We start from the raw sequence: 19,590 nt of genomic DNA, 5'->3' as shown, positions 1-19,590 counted from the left end.
ATTGGAGCGGTACACGAGGCTCGAACTCGTGACCTCGACCTTGGCAAGGTCGCGCTCTACCAACTGAGCTAGTACCGCATTTCTAAACTTTAGCTCCAATTTCTTTGGTGAGAAATTGGAGCGGCACACGAGGCTCGAACTCGTGACCTCGACCTTGGCAAGGTCGCGCTCTACCAACTGAGCTAGTGCCGCATAATCGCTTGCTCAAGCACACTAACCCCGCGGGGGTTATCGTCTTGAGCGGGGCAGGATTCTACAATAATACGATGTGTTTGCAAGTGTTTTTTACAAATTAAAGAATTTTTCTCTGTATACCTTCAATTCCATAATTGAATCTTTAATATCGTCTAAAGCAAGGTGCGAACCTTTTTTATTTACTTGGGCTAATACTTCTGGCTTCCAACGCCTTGCAAGCTCTTTAATTGTACTCACATCGAGGTTACGGTAATGGAAAAAGTCTTCGAGTTCACGCATATATTTATTCATAAAGCGTCTGTCTTGCCCAATTGAGTTTCCACACATTGGGGATGCCCCCGCAGGCACCCATTGCTTTAAAAAGTCTAATGTTTGCGCTATCGCATACTCTTCATCAAACGTACTTGCTTTACAGCGCGCAGTTAAGCCTGATTTACCATGCTGGGTCGTGCACCACTCATCCATACCATTAAGTAGCTCATCACTTTGGTGAATGGCTATAGTTGGCCCTTCAGCCAATATATTAAGGTCTGCATCCGTGACAACAGTTGCAATTTCGAGTATTTTGTCAGTCGCAGGTTCAAGTCCGGTCATTTCCAGATCGAGCCAAATTAAGTTTGATTTATTAATAGTCATAATTACCTTAAACGGTGCTTTTCTTTAGATCCAACGCATTTCGATATATCATATTAGCATCAACCGTCGAGCTAAAGCTTTTTTTATACCAACTCGGTTAAGTATTATTGCAAATTGGTATTATGCTCAAAGCCGACATTTAAACGAGGTTATAGGCCAAAAGTGGCAAAACAGAAAAAATTAAGTAAAGGCCAATCACGTCAGATTAAGGCCAATCATCAAAAGCGCATTAATAGCGCAGGTTCAAAACCAGCTAAAAAAGGTGCTCAAGAATGGCAGGCCGATAATTTAGGTCAGGTTGAAAGCGCTATTGTGATCAGTCGCTTTGGTCAGCACGCTGATGTTGAAACGCAAAGTGGCGACGTGCTTCGCTGTAATATTCGTCGTACAGTATCTAATTTAGTGTGTGGTGACGAAGTGTTATTTCGTCGCGCTAAAGTCAGTGAAGGCGATTTAGCGGGAGTTATTGAAGCAACACAAGAGCGTCGCTCACAACTAACACGCCCTGACTTTTACGATGGTGTAAAAGTCATTGCTGCAAATATTGACCAAATACTGATGGTTTCTGCTGTATTACCTGAGTTTACACCCAGCATAATTGACCGTTATTTGATTGCGTGTGAAGACATGGGTATTGAGCCTATTTTAGTCCTTAACAAAATCGACTTAATTGACGAAGCTGGCCTTAATGACATCCGAAAAGTGCTCGATATTTATCGCAAATTAAATTATCGCGTACTACTTGTTAGTAATATAACAGGCGAAGGAATTGATGAGCTCAAAGACATGCTTGTTGGCAAAAATAATATTTTTGTAGGCCAAAGTGGCGTAGGCAAATCAACCCTGGTAAACACTGTTCTGCCAGATGCAGAAATATTAACTAAAGAAGTATCTGAGAACAGTGGCTTGGGCCAACACACCACAACAGTATCACGCCTTCATCACTTACCCAGTGGCGGTAACTTAATTGACTCGCCGGGTATACGTGAATTTGGATTGTGGCATTTAGACGTTGAACGTGTGACTTGGTGCTTTAAAGAATTTAGAGAATTTATAGGCGGATGCCGTTTTAGAGACTGCAAACACTTAAACGATCCGGGCTGTATAATAAAAGAAGCCGTAGCTAATGGCGAAATATCTCAGCTTCGCTTTGATAGTTACCACCGAATTTTAGAATCAATGGCCGATGGCCGTGCCGGCGCTCGCGCGCCTCGCGTATAATTTAGGAAAAATACTGTGAGTTTAGATAAATTTAAAATAGCAATGCAATACGCAATGCCAAAACATTTTATTTCGCGCGTTGTGGGTAAATTAGCAGCCGCTAAAGCCGGAGCATTAACAACTACGCTTATCAAGCTGTTTATTAAACAATATAAAATAGACATGAGCGAAGCTAAATATTCTGATCCTGCTCATTACAAAACCTTTAATGAGTTTTTTACTCGTCCGCTTAAAGACGGCGTTCGCCCTATGGTTGAAGATTCAGATACGATTATTCATCCTGTAGACGGCGCAATAAGCCAGTTAGGCGACATAGTTGACGGACAGCTAATTCAAGCTAAGGGCCACGACTACAGCTTACAAGCGCTATTAGGCGGCTCTGAGGACGACACCACGCCATTTTTAGGCGGTAAATTTGCAACTATTTATTTAGCACCTAAAGACTACCACCGTATTCATATGCCTATTGATGGCACATTAAGCAAAATGATTTACGTACCGGGCGATTTATTTTCAGTAAACCCACTTACAGCGCAGAATGTTCCCAACTTATTTGCGCGTAACGAGCGTGTAGTCGCTATTTTTGAGACTGAAATTGGTTCACTCGCCATGGTACTTGTAGGCGCAACAATTGTTGCTAGCATTGAGACTATTTGGGCTGGCACCGTTACTCCACCAGCTGGCAGTGATGTATTTAGCTGGAACTACCCTACTAAAGGCGAAAACGCGATTACCCTTAAAAAAGGAGATGAAATGGGTCGCTTTAAATTAGGCTCAACGGTAGTACTTGCATGGGGCGCTAATAAAGCAGACATACTTGACGATCAACTTCCTGAAGTTGTAACTCGATTAGGTACTGCGTTTGCAAAAATTAAAGAAAATGAAGAGCTGTAAGTTTTTAGTTAAAGATTAGAAAACACCGCGTTTATGATAAACGCGGTGTTTTTTTATTGGTAGGAATAGAGCTTGCTCACACAAAATATAGACATAATGCTCCACCTCTAAAACGACCCACTTCTTAACCTTTCAGTTAATAAATAACTTAATATTTTGTACAAAGAGAAGTGAAAGAGGAATAAATGAGAAAAGATAAAACAAATACTTATTTTAAGCTTATCTTTTCCTCTAAAGCGCAGCGAGTTCACCTCGCGTCGGATATTTTGCATTAATAAATATACACAGCATAAATTTCAAATGCGCAAGCAAGACGCAGAGCTTCTCATAGCTTCCCCCGCGAATTACCTCTTACTTTATCCACCGCACTCTTTACAGTTTAAATCTTTAACTACTTTAAAATGTTGCTGCTTTAAACTCAGCGCATCAAAAGTAATAAGCACACTACCCTCAACATGCCCTAGCAGCATATTGAGCGTAAGTTGAGCCTGCATAGAACCAATGACACCCAATAACGGGCTTATTACTCCTGAATTACTGCAATTAATAACTGGCGCCTTATTCGTTTTTGGAAAAATACAGCCGTAGCAAGGACTTTGAGTTTGTGTAAAATCAAACCCCATTAACTGCCCACTTGTTGCAATAGCAGCACCAGCTATTAAACGCGTTTTATTCGCTAGGCAATAGCGGTTAACACTATAGCGCGTGGTAAAATTATCTGAGCAATCAAGTACTACATCGGCATTATTTAAAAGCTTAGCGGCATTGTTATCATCGAGCTTTTTACTGTGCGTCACTATGTGTATTTGATTATTAAGGCTTGTTAATACTTTGCCAGCGGCCGCCACCTTACTTTGCCCTAAGTGATTTAATTTATAAAGCACTTGGCGCTGCAAGTTTGAGAGCTCAACGGCATCATCATCTATTAATATAAGCGTACCAATACCTGCCGCCGCTAAATATAAAAGTACAGGACTGCCTAAGCCGCCTGCACCTACAACAGCTACCGTTGCAGCTTTTAGCGCTAACTGCCCTTCTAGCCCTACTTCTTTTAATAATAAGTGGCGGCTATAACGCAGGGCTTCTTTATCGCTGAGCTTATCCATTAGGCTGATTTATAGCGCTTTGTAGCGAGCTAATAGCTGCAATATAATCATCCGCTTCGCTAATAGCTCTTACCACCGCTACACTGCCTACGCCTGTATTCGCAACTTCATTTGCGCGGGCTAAATTTATTCCACCAATGGCAACTGTTGGGTAGCTTTGCATTAAAGGCACACACTTTTTAAGTTTATCGAGCCCTTGTATTTGCCCTGTCATATCTTTGGTCGTGGTAGGGTAAATTGCACCAAATGCCATGTAACTTGGTCGGTAGTTATGCGCACGCAGCATTTCGTAAAAGCCATGGGTAGAAAGCCCAAGTCTTAAACCTGCGTCTTTAATAGCGGCTAAATTAGCAATGTTTAAATCTTCTTGCCCTAAATGCACACCGTAAGCACTGTGCTTTATTGCTAACTGCCAGTAATCATTAATAAATACGTGAGCGCGGTGCTTTTCACCCAGTTCAACTGCCTGTTTTATAAGCTCATCAAGCTCAGCGTCAGTTTTATTTTTTACACGTAGCTGAACTGTTTTAATGTCTTGTTGTAAACACTTCTCTAACCATTCATTACTGTCTACAACCGCATACAAACCTAATTGCTTACTTTCACAAGGTGCGAAATCAGCGGCCATATTAAATTCAAGCGGCACATCAAAATCAAGCTCATCACCCAGCCAGCTACCTGGCTCAATGACTTGTGGAAAGTCATCTAAATGTGTAGGAAAGCGAGTTTGCGCAACAGGTCCTATTCCTTCACCGTATCTCACCGACTGCTTTAAGCCTTGGTTTATATAAGCTTTAGCCAAAATAAAGGCATCTTTTAGTGGGTAGTCTTTTGCTAAACACGCGGCAATAACCGACGCCATGCAGCACCCCGTACCATGGTTGTGTGGGCTTTGAATTTTTTTATTACCAAGCCAATACTCTTCACCATTTTGCGTCAAATTATTCACACAATAATCAATACAGTAGCCGCTTGGGTAATCCCAATGCCCACCTTTAATAACAACCGCTTTTGCGCCCCAACTTAGCAGTTTATTTGCGGCGTCTTTGACAGCGCTTGGGCCAATTAAATATACGCCGGTTAATAATTGAGTTTCGTGCGTGTTAGGCGTTATTACGTCCACCAGCGGCATTAAGCATTCTTTAATGGCACTTACGGTGTCTTCTTCAGTTAATACATCACCACTTGATGCAATGGCAACCGGGTCGTAAACAATGACAGGTGGTACGGGCCATTTAGCTTTGTAATGTGCTACATGCTCACTTATTAATTGAATTTGCTGAACATTTGCTAACATGCCAATTTTAATAACTTTGGCTTTCATATCTTTTTCAAGTGCCAAAAGCTGTGATTCAATCACGTCAGTAGACACCGCATTAATAGCTTCTACACCTAAACTATTTTGCGCTGTGAGGGCGGTAATTGCGGTGCAACCATGCACACCAAAGCTTTGCATCGCCTTTATATCGGCTTGAATACCTGCACCACCACCTGAGTCTGATCCGGCAATTGTCCACACTAAATTGTTCATACTATTTATTTCCTACTGCTGATGCCAAAATGGCATGCCCATTGTGGGGGTTGATGGGGCTGCTAAATCTTTTTCAGGCATTGCTTTTGCGTTATAAGCAAAACGTCCCGCTTCCACCGCCGCCTTAAATGCACGGCTCATGGTAATGGGGCAACCCGCCCCAGCAATCGCTGAATTTAATAATACCGCATCATACCCTAATTCAAGCGCTTGGCAGGCATGCGACGGTAAACCTAACCCTGCATCCACAATAAGTGTCGTATTTGGTAAGCGCTCACGAATTGTTTTTAAATTATAACTATTTAAAAGCCCTTTACCGGTGCCAATAGGAGCCCCCCAAGGCATAAGCACTTCACACCCTAGCTCATTTAAACGCTGGCAAAGCACTAAATCATCGGTGCAATAAGGCAGGACTTTAAACCCGTCGTTAATTAATATTTCTGTGGCTTCAAGCAAAGCAAACGGATCGGGTTGTAAGTTATAGTCGTCACCTATAAGCTCAAGTTTAATCCAGTCAGTAGCAAATACTTCGCGGCACATTTGAGCAAGCGTAATAGCTTCTTTTACACTGTGACATCCGGCCGTATTGGGCAGTATTTTTAAACCCGTATTTTTTATTAATTGCCAAAAGTCATCTCCCGCCGCCACGCTTTGCTGTCGCCTAAGTGATACCGTCACAATCCCCGCACCAGACGCCTCTATTGATTGGGTCATAATATCTGGCGATGGATACAAAGCGGTGCCAATTAGTAATCGGCTATCAATTGCTTCACCATAAATATTTAAAGTGTCTTTTACATGCATGCGCCTACCCACCTTGAATAGGCGATAACAACTCAATGCTATCCCCTTCATTTATAACAAAACCGTTATGCTGGCTTTTTGGTATAAATATGCCGTTAACAGCCACCGCATAAGGAGCAACTGCTCCATACTCTTTTAATATTTCAAGTAATGCATGAGAGGTTAAATCTAAAAGCTCACCATTTAATGTAATGTTCATCTAATACTCACCTATGTACAATAGTGCTTGCGCAACAAGAACAGGAGCCAACATATAGCCATGACGATATAAGCCATTAATACTGATTACATTTTCGGATTTTTTTACTTGTGGTCTGTTGTCACTAAACGCAGGGCGAAGCCCTGTTTGAATCCCTAATAAGCGCCCTTCTGCAAACCCGCTATGCACCGTGTAAGCTGCCGACAATAACTCAAGTGTTGAGCGTACCGTGGCAGGACCGCTGTCTTGTGATTCAATTTCGGTAGCGCCAATGACATATTCATTATTAGGTTTTGGTGCAATATAAATAGGATAACGCGGATGCATTAAGCGAATTGGGCGCGTTAAATTAACTTCTGGCGCATAAAGTCGCGCAACCTCACCTCTTACACCGCGAAGCAGTTGCCCTGCTTTTGCGCCAAGCCCCCTGCAATCAATAATAAAATCAAACGGGCGATTATTAATTTCACCATTTTTAATGGTTACCCGCTGATTAAACACAAACTTCACCTTTCGTTTGTTAAGCAGGGTAAAGCTTGCTTTATAAAACGCCTGGTTATCTATTTGCCCTTCACATGGCAAAAACACACCTTGGCTAAAGCGATTTGCAAGCTCAGGCTCTAACTGCGCTATTTGCTGAGCATTTAACGCCTGAGCGCTGTGCCCAGCTACAGGTTTTATACGCTGGGTAAAGCTTTGTAGGTCGCCTTTATCTTGCTGATGCGCAACCACTAATGTGCCTTGCTGCTGAAAAAACACATCGTGATCAAGCTCTTCAATAATTTGAGGCCAGCGATTAATCGAATCCAACCCCATTTGTGCTAAATCGGCTTCACATAATACCGACTCAGCCAATGGCGCGAGCATGGCCGCTGCGACTTTACCTGCGCTATTGAGTGCATGTTCATCATCTGCCTCAAACACGCTAACATGGTGCAGCTTGCTCAGCTCAAGTGCAGCAAGCCTTCCCGCCAAGCCAAATCCAACGACCGCAATATTGTACTGCATAACAGCTCCTCTATTCGTTGGCTGCGAATCACAAACCACATGTAATGGTGTACTTTGGTAGCCATCACATTGCATGCAACTCGATATCCGCAGCCTAAAGCCGATTTATATTGCTTTGTGGTAAATTTCAGAGCCTGTTTGTTTAAATTCCTCTGATTTAGCTTTCATTTGCGCTTCTACATCAATCATTTTAATTTCAATAGCCTCACCCGCGTTATTAGGATCAATACCGCGCTCTTCTAGATCGTTAGCGTAATCACGCACTTCTTGGCTAATTTTCATCGAACAAAATCTTGGGCCACACATAGAACAAAAGTGAGCGACTTTGCCCGACTCTTGTGGCAATGTTTCGTCGTGGTACTCGCGAGCACGTTCAGGGTCTAAGCCAATATTAAATTGGTCGTGCCATCTAAACTCAAAACGCGCTTTTGACAACGCATTATCGCGCTCTTGCGCTCCTGGGTGGCCTTTAGCTAAATCGGCGGCATGCGCTGCAATTTTGTAAGTAATTAAACCTTCTTTAACGTCTTCTTTATTGGGTAAGCCTAAATGCTCTTTTGGTGTTACATAGCAAAGCATTGCACAGCCATACCACGCTATTTGCGCAGCGCCTATACCCGATGTAATGTGATCGTACCCTGGTGCAATATCGGTTGTTAGTGGACCAAGAGTATAAAAAGGCGCTTCGTCGCAGTGTTTTAATTGCTCATCCATATTAGCTTTGATCATATGCATAGGCACATGTCCTGGACCTTCAATAAATACTTGTACGTCGTGCTTCCATGCAATTTTAGTCAGCTCACCTAAGGTGCGTAACTCACTAAATTGCGCTTCATCGTTGGCATCAGCAATAGAACCAGGGCGAAGGCCATCGCCTAATGAAAAACACACATCGTATTGTTTTAAAATTTCGCAAATGTCTTCAAAGTGAGTGTATAGGAAGTTCTCTTTATGGTGCGCTAAACACCACTTGGCCATAATAGAACCACCGCGCGATACAATACCAGTAACACGTTTTGCCGTCATAGGGACATAGCGTAAAAGCACACCGGCATGAATAGTAAAGTAGTCAACACCCTGCTCTGCTTGTTCAATTAACGTATCGCGAAATATCTCCCACGTTAAGTCTTCAGCAACACCGTTTACTTTTTCAAGGGCCTGATAAATGGGCACTGTGCCAATGGGTACAGGCGAGTTGCGCACTACCCACTCACGCGTTTCATGAATATAACGCCCAGTTGATAAATCCATTACGGTATCGGCGCCCCAACGAGTTGACCACACCATTTTTTCTACTTCTTCTTCAATAGATGAGGTGACCGATGAGTTACCAATATTGGCATTAACTTTAACTAAAAAGTTACGGCCAACGATCATCGGCTCTGTTTCTGGGTGGTTGATGTTGTTAGGTAAAATTGCGCGACCACGTGCTATTTCATCACGAACAAATTCAGGGGTTATAAAGTCAGGAATGCTCGCACCAAACGATTCTCCTTTGTGTTGCGCAGCTAATAATTCTTCACGAATTTTTGCCCGGCCCATATTTTCGCGTACAGCTACGTACTCCATTTCTGGTGTTACAATCCCCTGGCGAGCGTAATGCATTTGGGTTACGTTTTTGCCCGCTTTACCACGGCGAATTTTTGGTAAGTGTTCAAATCGAATATGATCCAATCCGTCATCAGCCATGCGCTGCTGGGCAAACTGTGAGGTGACTGAGTCGAGTACTTCTGTATCGTTGCGCCCTTCAATCCATTGCTCACGAAATTTTGGTAATCCTTTACGTACATCTAATTCAAAACTTGGATCGGTGTAAGGACCCGATGTATCGTAAACACGAAGCGGCTCATTAGGTTCATACACCGGATTTTCGTCGGTGCCACCAATAAACGTATCACTAAGTGTAATTTCGCGCATACCCACACGCACGCCTGATTGGCTGCCTTCAACATAGACTTTTTGAGAATTTGGAAATGGCTGCCCTGTTAAATTATAAATGTATTCAGATGCAGCTGCGCGCGTTTCGCGACGCGATGATTTATTTGTAGTGTTTGACATGACTTACCTCATAACTAAAGGGTTGTCTTGCCAGATATTCCAAAGGAATAGAGAAAGATCGTAAAGTGGCTTCGTGCCACTTTGCAGCCTATAAAACGAGGAGTGGCTTTATTGTACGCATAAAAAAAGACGCACAAGCGTCCCGTTTAAGGCAGCTTGTTCCCTACGCAGGTATTAACCTGATCAGGTTCACGGATCCCGCTTTCGCGATCTCAGCCTAAGCAACAATACTTAGGCACTCCGACAAGTATATAAATTGTTCGTTGATTTAATAAACACGTTTACTAAATCTGCGTTGAGTGTACGCCAGTTAAAAAAGACCCGCAAGGGGTCATTTTTTTAAACGCTAAAATTTATTTAGCAACAAATACAAACTTTTGCTCGCCTTGCATAACTAATTTTTGACCTTGCATGCTAAGCGTTGCACCTTGCTTTAACGTTTTTAAAAACTGCTGTTCAAACTTATCTGTTTTTTCGCCGCAAGATTTTCGGGTCATTCCAACTTTTTGTACACTCAGGCGACTTTCTTTAAGTTCACCCTCGCCAAAAAATCGGTTACATCCTGCAAATCCATTTACTTGAAGTGCTTCAATAAAGCCAACGGAAGCCGTGTATTGTTCCTCTAAGGCTACATCATCAATTGTTGATAATTGCCACTGTGTGTACTTTAGCTGCTCACTGGTAACGGTCCCTGTTGATGCGCAACCAACACATAAACCGATTACAAGCATCGGTATTGCTGCTAATTTCATACTGCTACTAACTCATTGTCTAATTAATGTCATAATAACAATATTTATGCGATTTATCCGTTAAATTTGCATGTTTTAAATGTAATTTTTTGTTCATAAAACGTTATATATGGAATATGAATTAGTCTAAATCAGAGTTTATGAATAGTGTTTGCATTTCGGGTGGTAAAAAAGGACGCCCTTTTTCGTTAACGGCAGTACCTATTACTTTTGCTTTGAGCATCACTTGCTGATCGTGTTTACGTACAATAGTTTGCTCAAACGCAAACTTTAAACGACTTATACGAACAGGCTCCACAGACACATAAAACTCATCCTCAGGCACCAATGAATACTTGTAGTCAACTTCACTACGAATCACAACTAAATTAACTTTTTGCTTAGCCAATAATGCAAAGTCAACCCCGTTTGCAAATAGGAATTCATGGCGAGCATGTTCTAAATAATTAAAATAAACACTGTTATTAACGATCCCTTGTAAATCGCATTCGTAATGACGTACTTTAAAATCAACTTTAAAAGTCATATTAGTAATCCTAGTTTTTTTACGTATAATCGCTGCGTTATAACACAGGTATAAAAATAATTACTAGGGTCAGTTTGTCTTTTAAGACGAATATTACAAAGGTCAACAGGCCCCAGCATAAGCCCATAAAATGGAGTTAAGTAACAAAATGAACTTACGTTTGTCTTTAATCACCGCTGCAATTTTGCCGCTATTAAGCGCCTCTTTTTCAGCAAATGCTGATGATAGCGACATAGAAAAAATTGTAGTTACCGGTGACTTTCAACGCGAAACCATTCAAACTTTGAGCGCCAGTGCAAGCTTACTCAGCGAAGAAGAAATAAGCCTACGTGGTGCAAGTTACTTAGACGAAATATTAGGTAGTGCCGCTAACGTAAACTTTACTGCAGGGGCGTCGCGTGGACGTTTTATACAAATTCGTGGCGTGGGTTTACGTTCTCAATTTGTTGATCCAATTAATCCTTCGGTTGGTTTAGTTATTGACGGCATAAACTATTCAGGGTTGGGTGGCAGCTCGTTACTATTTGATATTGACCAAGTAGAAATTTACCGTGGACCACAAGGGACACGTTTTGGTGCAGACGGCATGGCCGGTATGATTCAAATGCAATCGGCTAAAGCAACTAGCGATCCGAGTTTAAAACTCCATTTAGGTGCTGGCACATACAACAGCCATGAAGCTGGCCTTGCAGTAAGCACTGGGTTAACCGACGATACAACAGCTCGAGTTAGCTACTTTGGCAGGAAATCTGACGGCTACGTAGACAACTTATACTTGAACGAATCAACACAAAATCAAGACGAGCAAGTTGCACGCTTTAAATTAAACTCTCAGCTTACTAAAAACCTAAGCACTGAGTTAAATTTTCATTATATTGATATAAATAATGGTTACGATGCCTTTACGCTCGATAACAGCCGCAACAGTGTTGCTGATGAACCAGGTCAAGATAATCAAAAAAGTTACGCGCTAGGTATTGCTAACACTTACACGGGTTTCGATAAATTTGATGTAAGCCTTAATGTTTCAGCCATCGATAGCGAATTACTTTATAGCTACGATGAAGATTGGGTATGTAATGATGTAAACGAGCCGCAACTATGTGCTGCAGGCTTACACCCTTGGGGTTACAGCTCTACTGATATTTATAATCGCGATCGCGATGATCAATCAGCTAACTTACAGTTTAATGATAAAGCCGGTAACTGGGTTGCGGGTCTTTACTATCAAAACCGCGATGTTGATTTAGAGCGCCAATACACATGGCTTGCAAGCCCGTTTTCCTCTACTTATGAAACCAGCAATATTGCATTGTATGGCCAAGTAGCAACCCCTATTGGCCCAAAAACCACCTTAATAACAGGCCTACGTGTTGAGCAATACCAAGGTGATTACACCGACAGTAACGGGTTTATACAAGAAACCGACGATGTTATGCTCGGTGGTAAAGTCGCGCTTGAGTATCAAGTAATAGATCGCACTATGATCTACGCAAGTATTACCCGAGGTTACAAAGCCGGTGGTATTAACTCAGAAGCGCTTGCAAAAGCAAAAGATGAAGGCTTAAACCTAGACGCTAACTTTTTTCAACAGCACACCAGCTTCGATCCCGAATATTTATGGAGCGGTGAATTTGGTGTTAAAGGATCATCACTCGATGACGCTTTAACGCTTCGCTTAGCGGCATTTTATATGCACCGCGACGACATTCAATTAAAAGCATGGCAAGTTGAAGGCCAGCAGTTTACAGGCTACGTTGATAACGCAAGCTCTGGTAGTAACTACGGCCTTGAAATTGAAGGTAACTACCGACTCACCGACAACCTATTATTAACCGGTAGCGCTGGTTATTTAGACACAGAAATAGATGACTTTGTAACGCAATCTGGTTTAAACCAAGATGGACGTGAGCAAGCGCAATCGCCTAAATACCAATACGCATTCACTGCACGCTATAACTTTACCAATGCTTTTTATGCCATGGTGGGTATTGAGGGGAAAGATGATTACTACTTCTCAGATAGCCATAACTCAAAAGCGCCTAACAGCAACTTAGTTAATTTAAGCCTTGGCTACGAAGCTGATATGTGGTCAGTACGCGCATGGGCACGCAACGTGTTTGACGAAGCTGTGCCAACGCGTGGCTTTGAGTTTGGTAACGACCCACTTGATGGTTATGAAACGCATACCTACACACAATTAGGTGAACCACGTGTAGCGGGCGTAACGTTTACGCTAGAGCTGTAAAATAAAGTTATAAGTTGTCAGTTGTCAGTTGTCAGTTGTCAGTTGTCAGTTGTCAGTTGTCAGTTGTCAGTTAAAGATTAGAAAACACCGCGTTTAATTAAAGCGCGGTGTTTTTTTATCTGAAAACTAATAACTTTTCTAAGCCCTATCTACATCAAATGCTATTACGTCTTTAATTTTGTCTTTGTTTGTTGCGAGCATTACTAGCCTGTCTATTCCCATTGCAACGCCTGCACACTTTGGCAGTCCGTGCTCAAGTGCGCCTATTAAACGGGTATCCATAGGCACGTGGTTTAAACCGTGCGCTGCACGATATTGGTTATCTTCATCAAAGCGTTTTGCTTGCTCTTTAGCATTAGTTAGCTCGTTAAAACCATTCGCTAGCTCCATATTTTTGTAATAAAGCTCAAAGCGCCCTGCCACCCGGTTATCGTGCTCACAAATTTGCGCCAAAGCCGCTTGGGATGCCGGAAAGTGATAGACAAAACAGGGTTTAGTTTGCCCAATACTTGGCTCTACTTTCATACAAAATAACAGCTGCAATAAGGTATCTTTATTTGTTTCGTTTTTGGCTATATCAGCAAATCCATGTTCGCAGGCAAGTGCTTTTAGTTGCTCTAAAGATGCTGTTAGTGGATCTAAGCCTAATACTTGTGTAAACACATCTTGATAAGTTATACGTGTTGCTGATTCAACATCAAGAATGCATTGAATTAACTCATCCATTTCATTCATCAATGCAAATTCGTCAAAACCCGGGCGATACCACTCAAGCATTGTGAACTCAGGATTATGATGGCTACCGGCTTCTTCATTTCTAAAGGCTTTACAAAGCTGAAAAATAGCGCCTGAGCCGGCCGCTAACAAGCGTTTCATTGCAAACTCGGGTGATGTTTGTAAATAAAGCGGCAAACCACCAGCGTGCCCTGGGCCCACAAATGAAGTACTAAAGCTTGCTAAGTGAACGTCAGTGACACTGACTGCACTTAAGCTAGGTGTTTCTACTTCCATTACATTTCGCACGTGAAAAAACTCACGAATAGTGCGTAAAATATCTGCGCGTTGCTTTAATGTTTTTATATCTGCGCTGGGCGCCCAAGATGTTGCTGACATATTTTCTCCAAAAAAAATCCCAGCTTGGGCTGGGATTTATACCTCCCCTTAATTAAGTGGGTTGGTATTTTTAAGCTGCGTTAAATATTACTTAACACGGCCTACATATTCACCGCTGCGGGTGTCTACTTTAATTACTTCGCCAATTTGTACGAATAATGGAACGCGTACTACTGCACCCGTACTAAGCGTTGCTGGTTTACCACCAGTCCCCGCAGTATCACCTTTTAAGCCAGGATCTGTTTCAGTGATCTCAAGCTCTACAAAGTTTGGTGGAGTAACTGCAATTGGGTTGCCGTTCCATAGTGTGATAGTACACACATCGTTTTCAACTAACCATTTGCCTGCATCGCCTAATGCCTTTTCGTCAGCGGCAATTTGCTCAAATGTTTCGTTATTCATGAAATGCCAAAACTCACCATCTGTGTACAAATAGCCAAGGTCGGTATCCATTACATCAGCACCCTCAACCGATTCACCTGATTTAAAGGTTTTTTCAAGTACCTTGCCAGAAATAAGCTTACGGATACGAACACGGTTAAACGCTTGGCCTTTACCTGGTTTTACCATTTCATTTTCTAAGATACTGCAAGGCTCGCCGTCCATCATAATTTTTAGGCCGCCCTTGAACTCGTTGGTGCTATAATTCGCCATCGTTTCCTCTATTTTAATTTTTTCGAGTAATCTACGTGCCAATGATACAAAGAAATGAAGCAAATTTGCATAAAAACTGGCAAAAAGAATTAGCAAATGTAGTTACCTGTCCAAAAACCTTGCTTGAAATGGTTGGTTTATCGAGCCAAGCCCATGAAAACGACCTAAAAGCTCGCAGTTTGTTTCCTGTACGGGTGCCAGTGCCTTTTATAAAAAAAATGCGCAAAGGTGATGCAAACGACCCTTTATTGCTACAAGTTATGCCGCGCCACCAAGAGTTTTTAACTAAATCGGGTTTTAATAAAGATCCTCTGCTTGAGCAAGACAACTCCCAACCAGGGATTTTACATAAGTATAAATCGCGTGTTTTAATTATGTTTAAAACTGGCTGTGCGGTAAATTGTCGTTATTGTTTTAGACGTCACTTTCCGTATCAAGAAAACCAACTTAATAAAAAAAGCCTGCTTGATGCACTGAGTTATATAAAATCAGATACCAATATAAACGAAGTGATTTTAAGTGGTGGCGACCCGCTTATGGCCAAAGACGATGCCATTAGCTGGTTTTTAGATGAGCTTGAACAGTTACCACAAATAAAACGTATGCGAATACATAGCCGTTTACCTGTTGTTATACCTGCGCGTATTACCGATGAGTTATGCGCGAGGCTAAAGCAATCACCGCTAAAAATTGTATTTATTAACCATATAAATCACGCCAACGAAATAGATGACGAGTTTAAAGCCGCCATGCAAAAGCTAAAACATGCAGGCGTTATGCTATTGAACCAAGCGGTTATTTTAAAAGATGTGAACGATACCGTTGATGCACAAATAAACCTAAGCGAGGCATTATTTGATGCCGACGTACTGCCCTATTATTTGTATTTGCTAGATAAGGTAGAAGGCGCAAGCCACTTTGATATTAACGAACAGCAAGCGATAAAAATAATGGCAGAGCTATTAAAAGCCCTGCCCGGATTTTTAGTCCCTAAACTAGTAAGAGAAATAGGCGGTCAAAAAAGTAAAACCCCTATCGACCTCAAACTCGTTTAGAGCAACATTTAAACGTATACGTTTATGTTATTACCAAGTGTGGCAGTCACCGATTTAGTCGGTGTTTGCGCACTTGATGATTGCGCAGCACCTTCAATTAGTGCAAGTGCCGCTGCACCGTCTGCCTGTTGCTGTTTTTTAGCTAAAGAAGCGCTGTAAACTTCACCACTTTCGCTAGCCCCTGACATAACGGGTAAACTTGAACCTGATATATTCATATTACTAACCTGACTTTTAAATGTAATCCACGTATTATATCGGCCATGCAGTACAAAGCTTTAGGAAAACCATGGATTCTATAATTGAACAACTCAACGCTAACTTAAAAATTGTTTATCGTCAGGCACTTGATGCCGACAAAAAATTAGATGAACTACAACAACAAGGCCATGGTAAATTTAAAGCCTTATTTGGAAAAGACGCTGGGTTCGACTTTGAAGCAAAGCGTTTCAAACCCTATGTACTAGACGTTGCAGCCGATGTAGAAAGTTTATCAAACGATGGCTTTAACGAAGAAAAGTTAAAAACTACCGTCATTAAATTACAACAGTTACTAACTTTACTTGCCACGTTTAAGTAATCAGAGTTAATTACTTGCCGCGATTAAGCGGCAAGATAACTTAATCAATACTTGTTAAAATTTGCTCGCCGAACCACTGGGTAATTAAGCGTTTTTCATGATCGAAAGACTCATCTCTTCCTCTTCTGATTCTATCCATAAATCCCATGTCTTTAAGTTCAACATCATTTGCTTCACTTATTACAATTCCTTCTTTATCTACTAACGAATAATTCAGATTGATACGTGGGAAAAAAATAGGCTCAACCACACGAATTTCACTTGTGCCACTAAAACGCACATCGCCAGCTAAATCAACATCTGTAATTTCAACATTCAGCTTATAATCTTTTGGCAATTGTTCAGCAAGCTTTTCAAAGTGCTTTTCAAACTGCTTAACAATTTGCTTATGGTATGACGCTTTAGCTTGGTTTGATGCACGCACATCGCGATAGTCTTTAAAATCGTGCCACTTAACTGCAGACTCACCAGCATGTGCAAACAGTGGCAATGCAACACACAGTGCCATCGAAATTTTTGTTACTGAGTTCATCACTATCTCCATAAAAGTAATCCATAACACAATGTATATGGCGTCACTCTATTGCTCACTTTAATTAAATAATTTTAACAGGTATATATTAACTATAACTTAATTATAGATGTTAAATGTAAATATAAACGAACAAAATGTAATCGAATGTACCTTTTAAAACTACGTTAAAACATCCTCTGTGAAAACTAAAAATTAAATATAAAGCATGTAAAACATGTCATTTTGTGTTGAAATTAAAACAATTGAATAAAGACCCCCACGGAGCTTTCATGACTATTTTAGTTACCGGTGGCGCAGGCTATATTGGCTCGCATACCGTTTTAGAACTTTTGCAACAAGGAAGTGATGTTGTTGTTATAGATAATTTAGCAAACTCATCGCAAGAGTCTCTGGCTCGCGTTAAAAAAATTACGGGTAAAGAAGCAACCTTTTATCAAGGTGATATTCTTGATAAAGCGTTTTTAGACTTAATATTTGCTAAACACACCATAGATAGCGTTATTCACTTTGCCGGTTTAAAGTCGGTTGGCGAGTCTGTTGCTAAACCTGTTGAGTACTATCAAAACAACGTACAAGGTACGCTAACGCTCGTAGATGCAATGCGTGATGCTGGCGTGTTTAAATTAGTATTTAGCTCATCGGCCACCGTTTATGGCGATCCTGCCAGTTTACCTATTAAAGAAGACTTCCCCGTCGGTGGCACAACTAACCCATACGGCACATCAAAGTTAATGGTTGAAATGATGCTGCAAGATATCGCTAAATCTGACGAGCGCTTTGCGTTTGCTATTTTGCGTTACTTTAATCCTGTTGGTGCACATGAATCAGGCTTGATTGGCGAAGACCCTAACGGTATCCCTAATAACTTACTACCATTTATTGCCCAAGTTGCCGTAGGTAAATTAAAGCAACTCGCTGTATTTGGTGATGACTACGACACAGTTGATGGCACGGGTGTGCGCGACTACATTCACGTGGTAGATTTAGCTATTGGCCACTTAAAAGCGCTAGATAAAATTGCTAAAAATAAAGGTGCACTTATCTATAACCTGGGCACTGGTAATGGTTATTCTGTTCTGCAAATGGTTAATGCATTTATTAAAGCAAGCAACCAAGCCGTGCCTTATCAAGTATCACCTCGTCGCCCGGGCGATATTGCGGCCTGTTACGCGGCACCTGAAAAAGCCCTAAATGAGCTAGGTTGGGAAGCGGTACGAGGAATTGATGCCATGATGGAAGATACATGGCGCTGGCAGTCAAACAACCCAAATGGCTACAGCAAGTAAAATAATTAAATTTGCGCTTAGCCATAAACCGTTAAGCGCGTTTATTTTACCAATTTTGCATTTCGACTACCCGCGACTGTGTTCGCGCATATTCAAAGCTTAATTTTTTACCCTCATAAAGCGTTTCAATCTGCGCCTGTGCATTAATTACTAACAGCTTGTGGCAATCGTAAAACTCATCAACCAATGCAATAAAACGCCGTGCTTCGTCATCTAAATAGTGCTCATCAAGCGTTTGTTTTTCTCGTTGATAGCTATCTTCAATCCCGTGCACTATTACCTTACCCGTAGCCCCTACCCCCATTTTAGGCACGTTTGCTATATACAAAACATCAAACTCTTTGGCTAAAAACATATAATCGTGAGCGCTTCTAGGGCCAGAGCACAGCGCCATAAAATCAATCATCAGCGCATTCTTCGCTTTAAATAAATATGGCAAAGCGCGCGAGTGCACCTGTAAGCTTTGATTTTTAGTCGCTTGAGGGTACTGCTTAGTAAACAGTTTATTAAACTCATCATTGGGTAAATTAACAAAGTAATGGCAGTTGTTTTTACCGTATCTGAAACGGTGATCTTCCTGCCCGGCCACACTAACTATGTGGCAGTGATCGTTAATTAAATCGATTGTAGGTAAAAATCTTGCGCGTTGCAGGCCGTTGCTATAAAGCTGCTCTGGCTTTGCATTAGAGGTAGCCACCAGCACTACACCTTGGTCAAACAAGGCCTTAAACAACCTTGCCATAATCATGGCATCGCCGATATCGCTGACAAAAAATTCATCAAAGCATAATACTTTAATGTTTTTAGCCCATTTTTTAGCTATCAATGTCAGAGGATTAGCCTGACCTTGTAAGTCTGCTAATTGACTATGAACATGTGCTATAAAGTGATGAAAGTGCAGGCGCTGTTTTTGTACTATAGGCACATTATTATAAAATAAATCCATTAACATAGATTTACCGCGTCCCACTGGCCCACACAAATAAACCCCGTTTATTTTTGGTGCTTTTTGCCACCATTTTACTGGTGTTTGAAGTTGTAGGCTTAAGGTGCTTAATGCCATAACCGCACGTTGCTGGGCCGCATCATACATCAGCTCACCTGAGGCTACTTTAGCCTTATATAGGTTTAAAATTAGTGTGCTGTGCACTGTCATGGTATTTCACTATCGGCTATAATCGCGCCCATT

20 protein-coding genes, 2 tRNA genes and 1 riboswitch are annotated in these 19,590 nt (G+C 41.5%); of the genes, 6 read left to right on the top strand and 16 right to left on the bottom strand.

From position 1 onward, the window contains the following. Positions 1–2: 2 nt before the first annotated feature. The 3 genes from KZZ04_RS16425 to orn all read right to left on the bottom strand — a co-directional run bounded on the left by KZZ04_RS16425 (position 3) and on the right by orn (position 831). Positions 3–78, bottom strand: a tRNA-Gly gene (locus KZZ04_RS16425). A 38-nt stretch (positions 79–116) separates the two neighbouring features. After that, positions 117–192: transfer RNA gene (locus tag KZZ04_RS16420), tRNA-Gly, on the bottom strand. Positions 193–285: 93 nt separating this feature from the next. Next, positions 286–831, bottom strand: a complete 546-nt coding sequence (gene orn / locus KZZ04_RS16415) for an oligoribonuclease (protein ID WP_058403268.1) — start codon at positions 829–831, stop codon at positions 286–288. Between the two features lie 162 nt (positions 832–993). On the opposite strand from orn, the gene rsgA reads away from it, so the two are divergent. After that, positions 994–2,052: a small ribosomal subunit biogenesis GTPase RsgA gene (gene rsgA, locus KZZ04_RS16410; protein WP_058403269.1), complete on the top strand. Its 1,059-nt coding sequence runs from the start codon at positions 994–996 to the stop codon at positions 2,050–2,052. Positions 2,053–2,067: 15 nt separating this feature from the next. Then, positions 2,068–2,946, top strand: a complete 879-nt coding sequence (asd, locus tag KZZ04_RS16405) for an archaetidylserine decarboxylase (protein WP_171034611.1) — start codon at positions 2,068–2,070, stop codon at positions 2,944–2,946. Positions 2,947–3,302: 356 nt separating this feature from the next. On the opposite strand, the gene KZZ04_RS16400 is transcribed toward asd, so the two are convergent. From KZZ04_RS16400 to KZZ04_RS16365, 8 genes are all read right to left on the bottom strand, one after another. After that, on the bottom strand, positions 3,303–4,052 hold the full coding sequence (locus KZZ04_RS16400) for a HesA/MoeB/ThiF family protein (RefSeq protein WP_219423262.1): 750 nt from the start codon (positions 4,050–4,052) through the stop codon (positions 3,303–3,305). After that, positions 4,045–5,583 carry a thiamine phosphate synthase gene (gene thiE, locus KZZ04_RS16395; RefSeq protein WP_219423260.1) on the bottom strand — a complete coding sequence of 513 codons (1,539 nt, stop codon included), beginning with the start codon at positions 5,581–5,583 and terminating at the stop codon, positions 4,045–4,047. The genes KZZ04_RS16400 and thiE overlap by 8 nt, the downstream gene beginning before the upstream one ends. 12 nt (positions 5,584–5,595) lie before the next feature. After that, positions 5,596–6,387 carry a thiazole synthase gene (locus KZZ04_RS16390; RefSeq protein WP_058403272.1) on the bottom strand — a complete coding sequence of 264 codons (792 nt, stop codon included), beginning with the start codon at positions 6,385–6,387 and terminating at the stop codon, positions 5,596–5,598. A gap of 4 nt (positions 6,388–6,391) precedes the next feature. Further along, a complete protein-coding gene (thiS, locus tag KZZ04_RS16385) occupies positions 6,392–6,586 on the bottom strand; it encodes a sulfur carrier protein ThiS (protein ID WP_058403273.1) in 195 nt (64 codons plus the stop codon). Further along, on the bottom strand, positions 6,587–7,594 hold the full coding sequence (locus KZZ04_RS16380; protein ID WP_219423258.1) for an FAD-dependent oxidoreductase: 1,008 nt from the start codon (positions 7,592–7,594) through the stop codon (positions 6,587–6,589). It lies immediately after the preceding gene. 105 nt (positions 7,595–7,699) lie between these two features. After that, on the bottom strand, positions 7,700–9,652 hold the full coding sequence (thiC, locus tag KZZ04_RS16375) for a phosphomethylpyrimidine synthase ThiC (protein WP_257903652.1): 1,953 nt from the start codon (positions 9,650–9,652) through the stop codon (positions 7,700–7,702). Positions 9,653–9,795: 143 nt separating this feature from the next. After that, a riboswitch (TPP riboswitch) is annotated at positions 9,796–9,905 on the bottom strand. A 100-nt stretch (positions 9,906–10,005) separates the two neighbouring features. After that, positions 10,006–10,404, bottom strand: a complete 399-nt coding sequence (locus KZZ04_RS16370) for an META domain-containing protein (RefSeq protein WP_219423256.1) — start codon at positions 10,402–10,404, stop codon at positions 10,006–10,008. A 121-nt stretch (positions 10,405–10,525) separates the two neighbouring features. Beyond that, positions 10,526–10,930 (bottom strand): thioesterase family protein, encoded by a 405-nt coding sequence (locus KZZ04_RS16365; RefSeq protein WP_219423255.1) that lies wholly within the window; start codon positions 10,928–10,930, stop codon positions 10,526–10,528. 130 nt (positions 10,931–11,060) lie between these two features. Here KZZ04_RS16365 and KZZ04_RS16360 point away from each other — a divergent pair, with 130 nt between their 5' ends. Continuing rightward, complete coding sequence (locus KZZ04_RS16360; RefSeq protein WP_257903651.1) at positions 11,061–13,178, top strand: TonB-dependent receptor; 2,118 nt, start codon at positions 11,061–11,063, stop codon at positions 13,176–13,178. A 138-nt stretch (positions 13,179–13,316) separates the two neighbouring features. Here KZZ04_RS16360 and epmA read toward each other — a convergent pair whose 3' ends face one another. Both epmA and efp read right to left on the bottom strand, forming a co-directional pair. Further along, positions 13,317–14,291: an elongation factor P--(R)-beta-lysine ligase gene (gene epmA / locus KZZ04_RS16355; protein ID WP_219423254.1), complete on the bottom strand. Its 975-nt coding sequence runs from the start codon at positions 14,289–14,291 to the stop codon at positions 13,317–13,319. An 87-nt stretch (positions 14,292–14,378) separates the two neighbouring features. Further along, on the bottom strand, positions 14,379–14,945 hold the full coding sequence (gene efp / locus KZZ04_RS16350; RefSeq protein WP_219423252.1) for an elongation factor P: 567 nt from the start codon (positions 14,943–14,945) through the stop codon (positions 14,379–14,381). Between the two features lie 41 nt (positions 14,946–14,986). Here efp and epmB point away from each other — a divergent pair, with 41 nt between their 5' ends. Continuing rightward, positions 14,987–16,000, top strand: a complete 1,014-nt coding sequence (gene epmB / locus KZZ04_RS16345) for an EF-P beta-lysylation protein EpmB (RefSeq protein ID WP_219423251.1) — start codon at positions 14,987–14,989, stop codon at positions 15,998–16,000. An 8-nt stretch (positions 16,001–16,008) separates the two neighbouring features. On the opposite strand, the gene KZZ04_RS16340 is transcribed toward epmB, so the two are convergent. Continuing rightward, on the bottom strand, positions 16,009–16,218 hold the full coding sequence (locus tag KZZ04_RS16340; RefSeq protein WP_058403279.1) for a hypothetical protein: 210 nt from the start codon (positions 16,216–16,218) through the stop codon (positions 16,009–16,011). A gap of 71 nt (positions 16,219–16,289) precedes the next feature. On the opposite strand from KZZ04_RS16340, the gene KZZ04_RS16335 reads away from it, so the two are divergent. Further along, entirely contained in the window at positions 16,290–16,580 is a 291-nt protein-coding gene (locus KZZ04_RS16335) for a hypothetical protein (protein ID WP_010555634.1), read from the top strand. 40 nt (positions 16,581–16,620) lie between these two features. Here KZZ04_RS16335 and KZZ04_RS16330 read toward each other — a convergent pair whose 3' ends face one another. Next, positions 16,621–17,112 carry a DUF3016 domain-containing protein gene (locus tag KZZ04_RS16330; RefSeq protein WP_219423249.1) on the bottom strand — a complete coding sequence of 164 codons (492 nt, stop codon included), beginning with the start codon at positions 17,110–17,112 and terminating at the stop codon, positions 16,621–16,623. Positions 17,113–17,384: 272 nt separating this feature from the next. On the opposite strand from KZZ04_RS16330, the gene galE reads away from it, so the two are divergent. Next, the gene (gene galE, locus KZZ04_RS16325) at positions 17,385–18,401 is read left to right on the top strand and encodes a UDP-glucose 4-epimerase GalE (RefSeq protein ID WP_219423247.1); all 1,017 of its coding nucleotides are present in this window, start codon (positions 17,385–17,387) and stop codon (positions 18,399–18,401) included. 46 nt (positions 18,402–18,447) lie between these two features. Here the strand turns inward: galE and zapE are convergent, their stop codons facing one another. Continuing rightward, the gene (gene zapE / locus KZZ04_RS16320) at positions 18,448–19,557 is read right to left on the bottom strand and encodes a cell division protein ZapE (protein ID WP_219423245.1); all 1,110 of its coding nucleotides are present in this window, start codon (positions 19,555–19,557) and stop codon (positions 18,448–18,450) included. Between the last annotated feature and the right edge of the window lie 33 nt (positions 19,558–19,590).

It is taken from the genome of Pseudoalteromonas sp. CR1, from assembly GCF_019392235.1.
Lineage (GTDB): Bacteria > Pseudomonadota > Gammaproteobacteria > Enterobacterales > Alteromonadaceae > Pseudoalteromonas.
The sequence above is the reverse complement of the archived record's forward strand: the minus strand, read 5'-3'. Positions and strand labels throughout refer to the sequence as shown.

Excerpts from the sequence above, each read along its gene's own strand:
- orn (WP_058403268.1), bottom strand. The coding sequence starts at position 831 with ATGACTATTAATAAATCAAACTTAATTTGGCTCGATCTGGAAATGACC.
- KZZ04_RS16400 (WP_219423262.1), bottom strand. The coding sequence starts at position 4,052 with ATGGATAAGCTCAGCGATAAAGAAGCCCTGCGTTATAGCCGCCACTTA.
- thiE (WP_219423260.1), bottom strand. The coding sequence starts at position 5,583 with ATGAACAATTTAGTGTGGACAATTGCCGGATCAGACTCAGGTGGTGGT.
- KZZ04_RS16390 (WP_058403272.1), bottom strand. The coding sequence starts at position 6,387 with ATGCATGTAAAAGACACTTTAAATATTTATGGTGAAGCAATTGATAGC.
- thiS (WP_058403273.1), bottom strand. The coding sequence starts at position 6,586 with ATGAACATTACATTAAATGGTGAGCTTTTAGATTTAACCTCTCATGCA.
- KZZ04_RS16380 (WP_219423258.1), bottom strand. The coding sequence starts at position 7,594 with ATGCAGTACAATATTGCGGTCGTTGGATTTGGCTTGGCGGGAAGGCTT.
- thiC (WP_257903652.1), bottom strand. The coding sequence starts at position 9,652 with ATGTCAAACACTACAAATAAATCATCGCGTCGCGAAACGCGCGCAGCT.
- KZZ04_RS16370 (WP_219423256.1), bottom strand. The coding sequence starts at position 10,404 with ATGAAATTAGCAGCAATACCGATGCTTGTAATCGGTTTATGTGTTGGT.
- KZZ04_RS16365 (WP_219423255.1), bottom strand. The coding sequence starts at position 10,930 with ATGACTTTTAAAGTTGATTTTAAAGTACGTCATTACGAATGCGATTTA.
- KZZ04_RS16360 (WP_257903651.1), top strand. The coding sequence starts at position 11,061 with ATGGAGTTAAGTAACAAAATGAACTTACGTTTGTCTTTAATCACCGCT.
- epmA (WP_219423254.1), bottom strand. The coding sequence starts at position 14,291 with ATGTCAGCAACATCTTGGGCGCCCAGCGCAGATATAAAAACATTAAAG.
- efp (WP_219423252.1), bottom strand. The coding sequence starts at position 14,945 with ATGGCGAATTATAGCACCAACGAGTTCAAGGGCGGCCTAAAAATTATG.
- epmB (WP_219423251.1), top strand. The coding sequence starts at position 14,987 with ATGATACAAAGAAATGAAGCAAATTTGCATAAAAACTGGCAAAAAGAA.
- KZZ04_RS16340 (WP_058403279.1), bottom strand. The coding sequence starts at position 16,218 with ATGAATATATCAGGTTCAAGTTTACCCGTTATGTCAGGGGCTAGCGAA.
- KZZ04_RS16335 (WP_010555634.1), top strand. The coding sequence starts at position 16,290 with ATGGATTCTATAATTGAACAACTCAACGCTAACTTAAAAATTGTTTAT.
- KZZ04_RS16330 (WP_219423249.1), bottom strand. The coding sequence starts at position 17,112 with ATGAACTCAGTAACAAAAATTTCGATGGCACTGTGTGTTGCATTGCCA.
- galE (WP_219423247.1), top strand. The coding sequence starts at position 17,385 with ATGACTATTTTAGTTACCGGTGGCGCAGGCTATATTGGCTCGCATACC.
- zapE (WP_219423245.1), bottom strand. The coding sequence starts at position 19,557 with ATGACAGTGCACAGCACACTAATTTTAAACCTATATAAGGCTAAAGTA.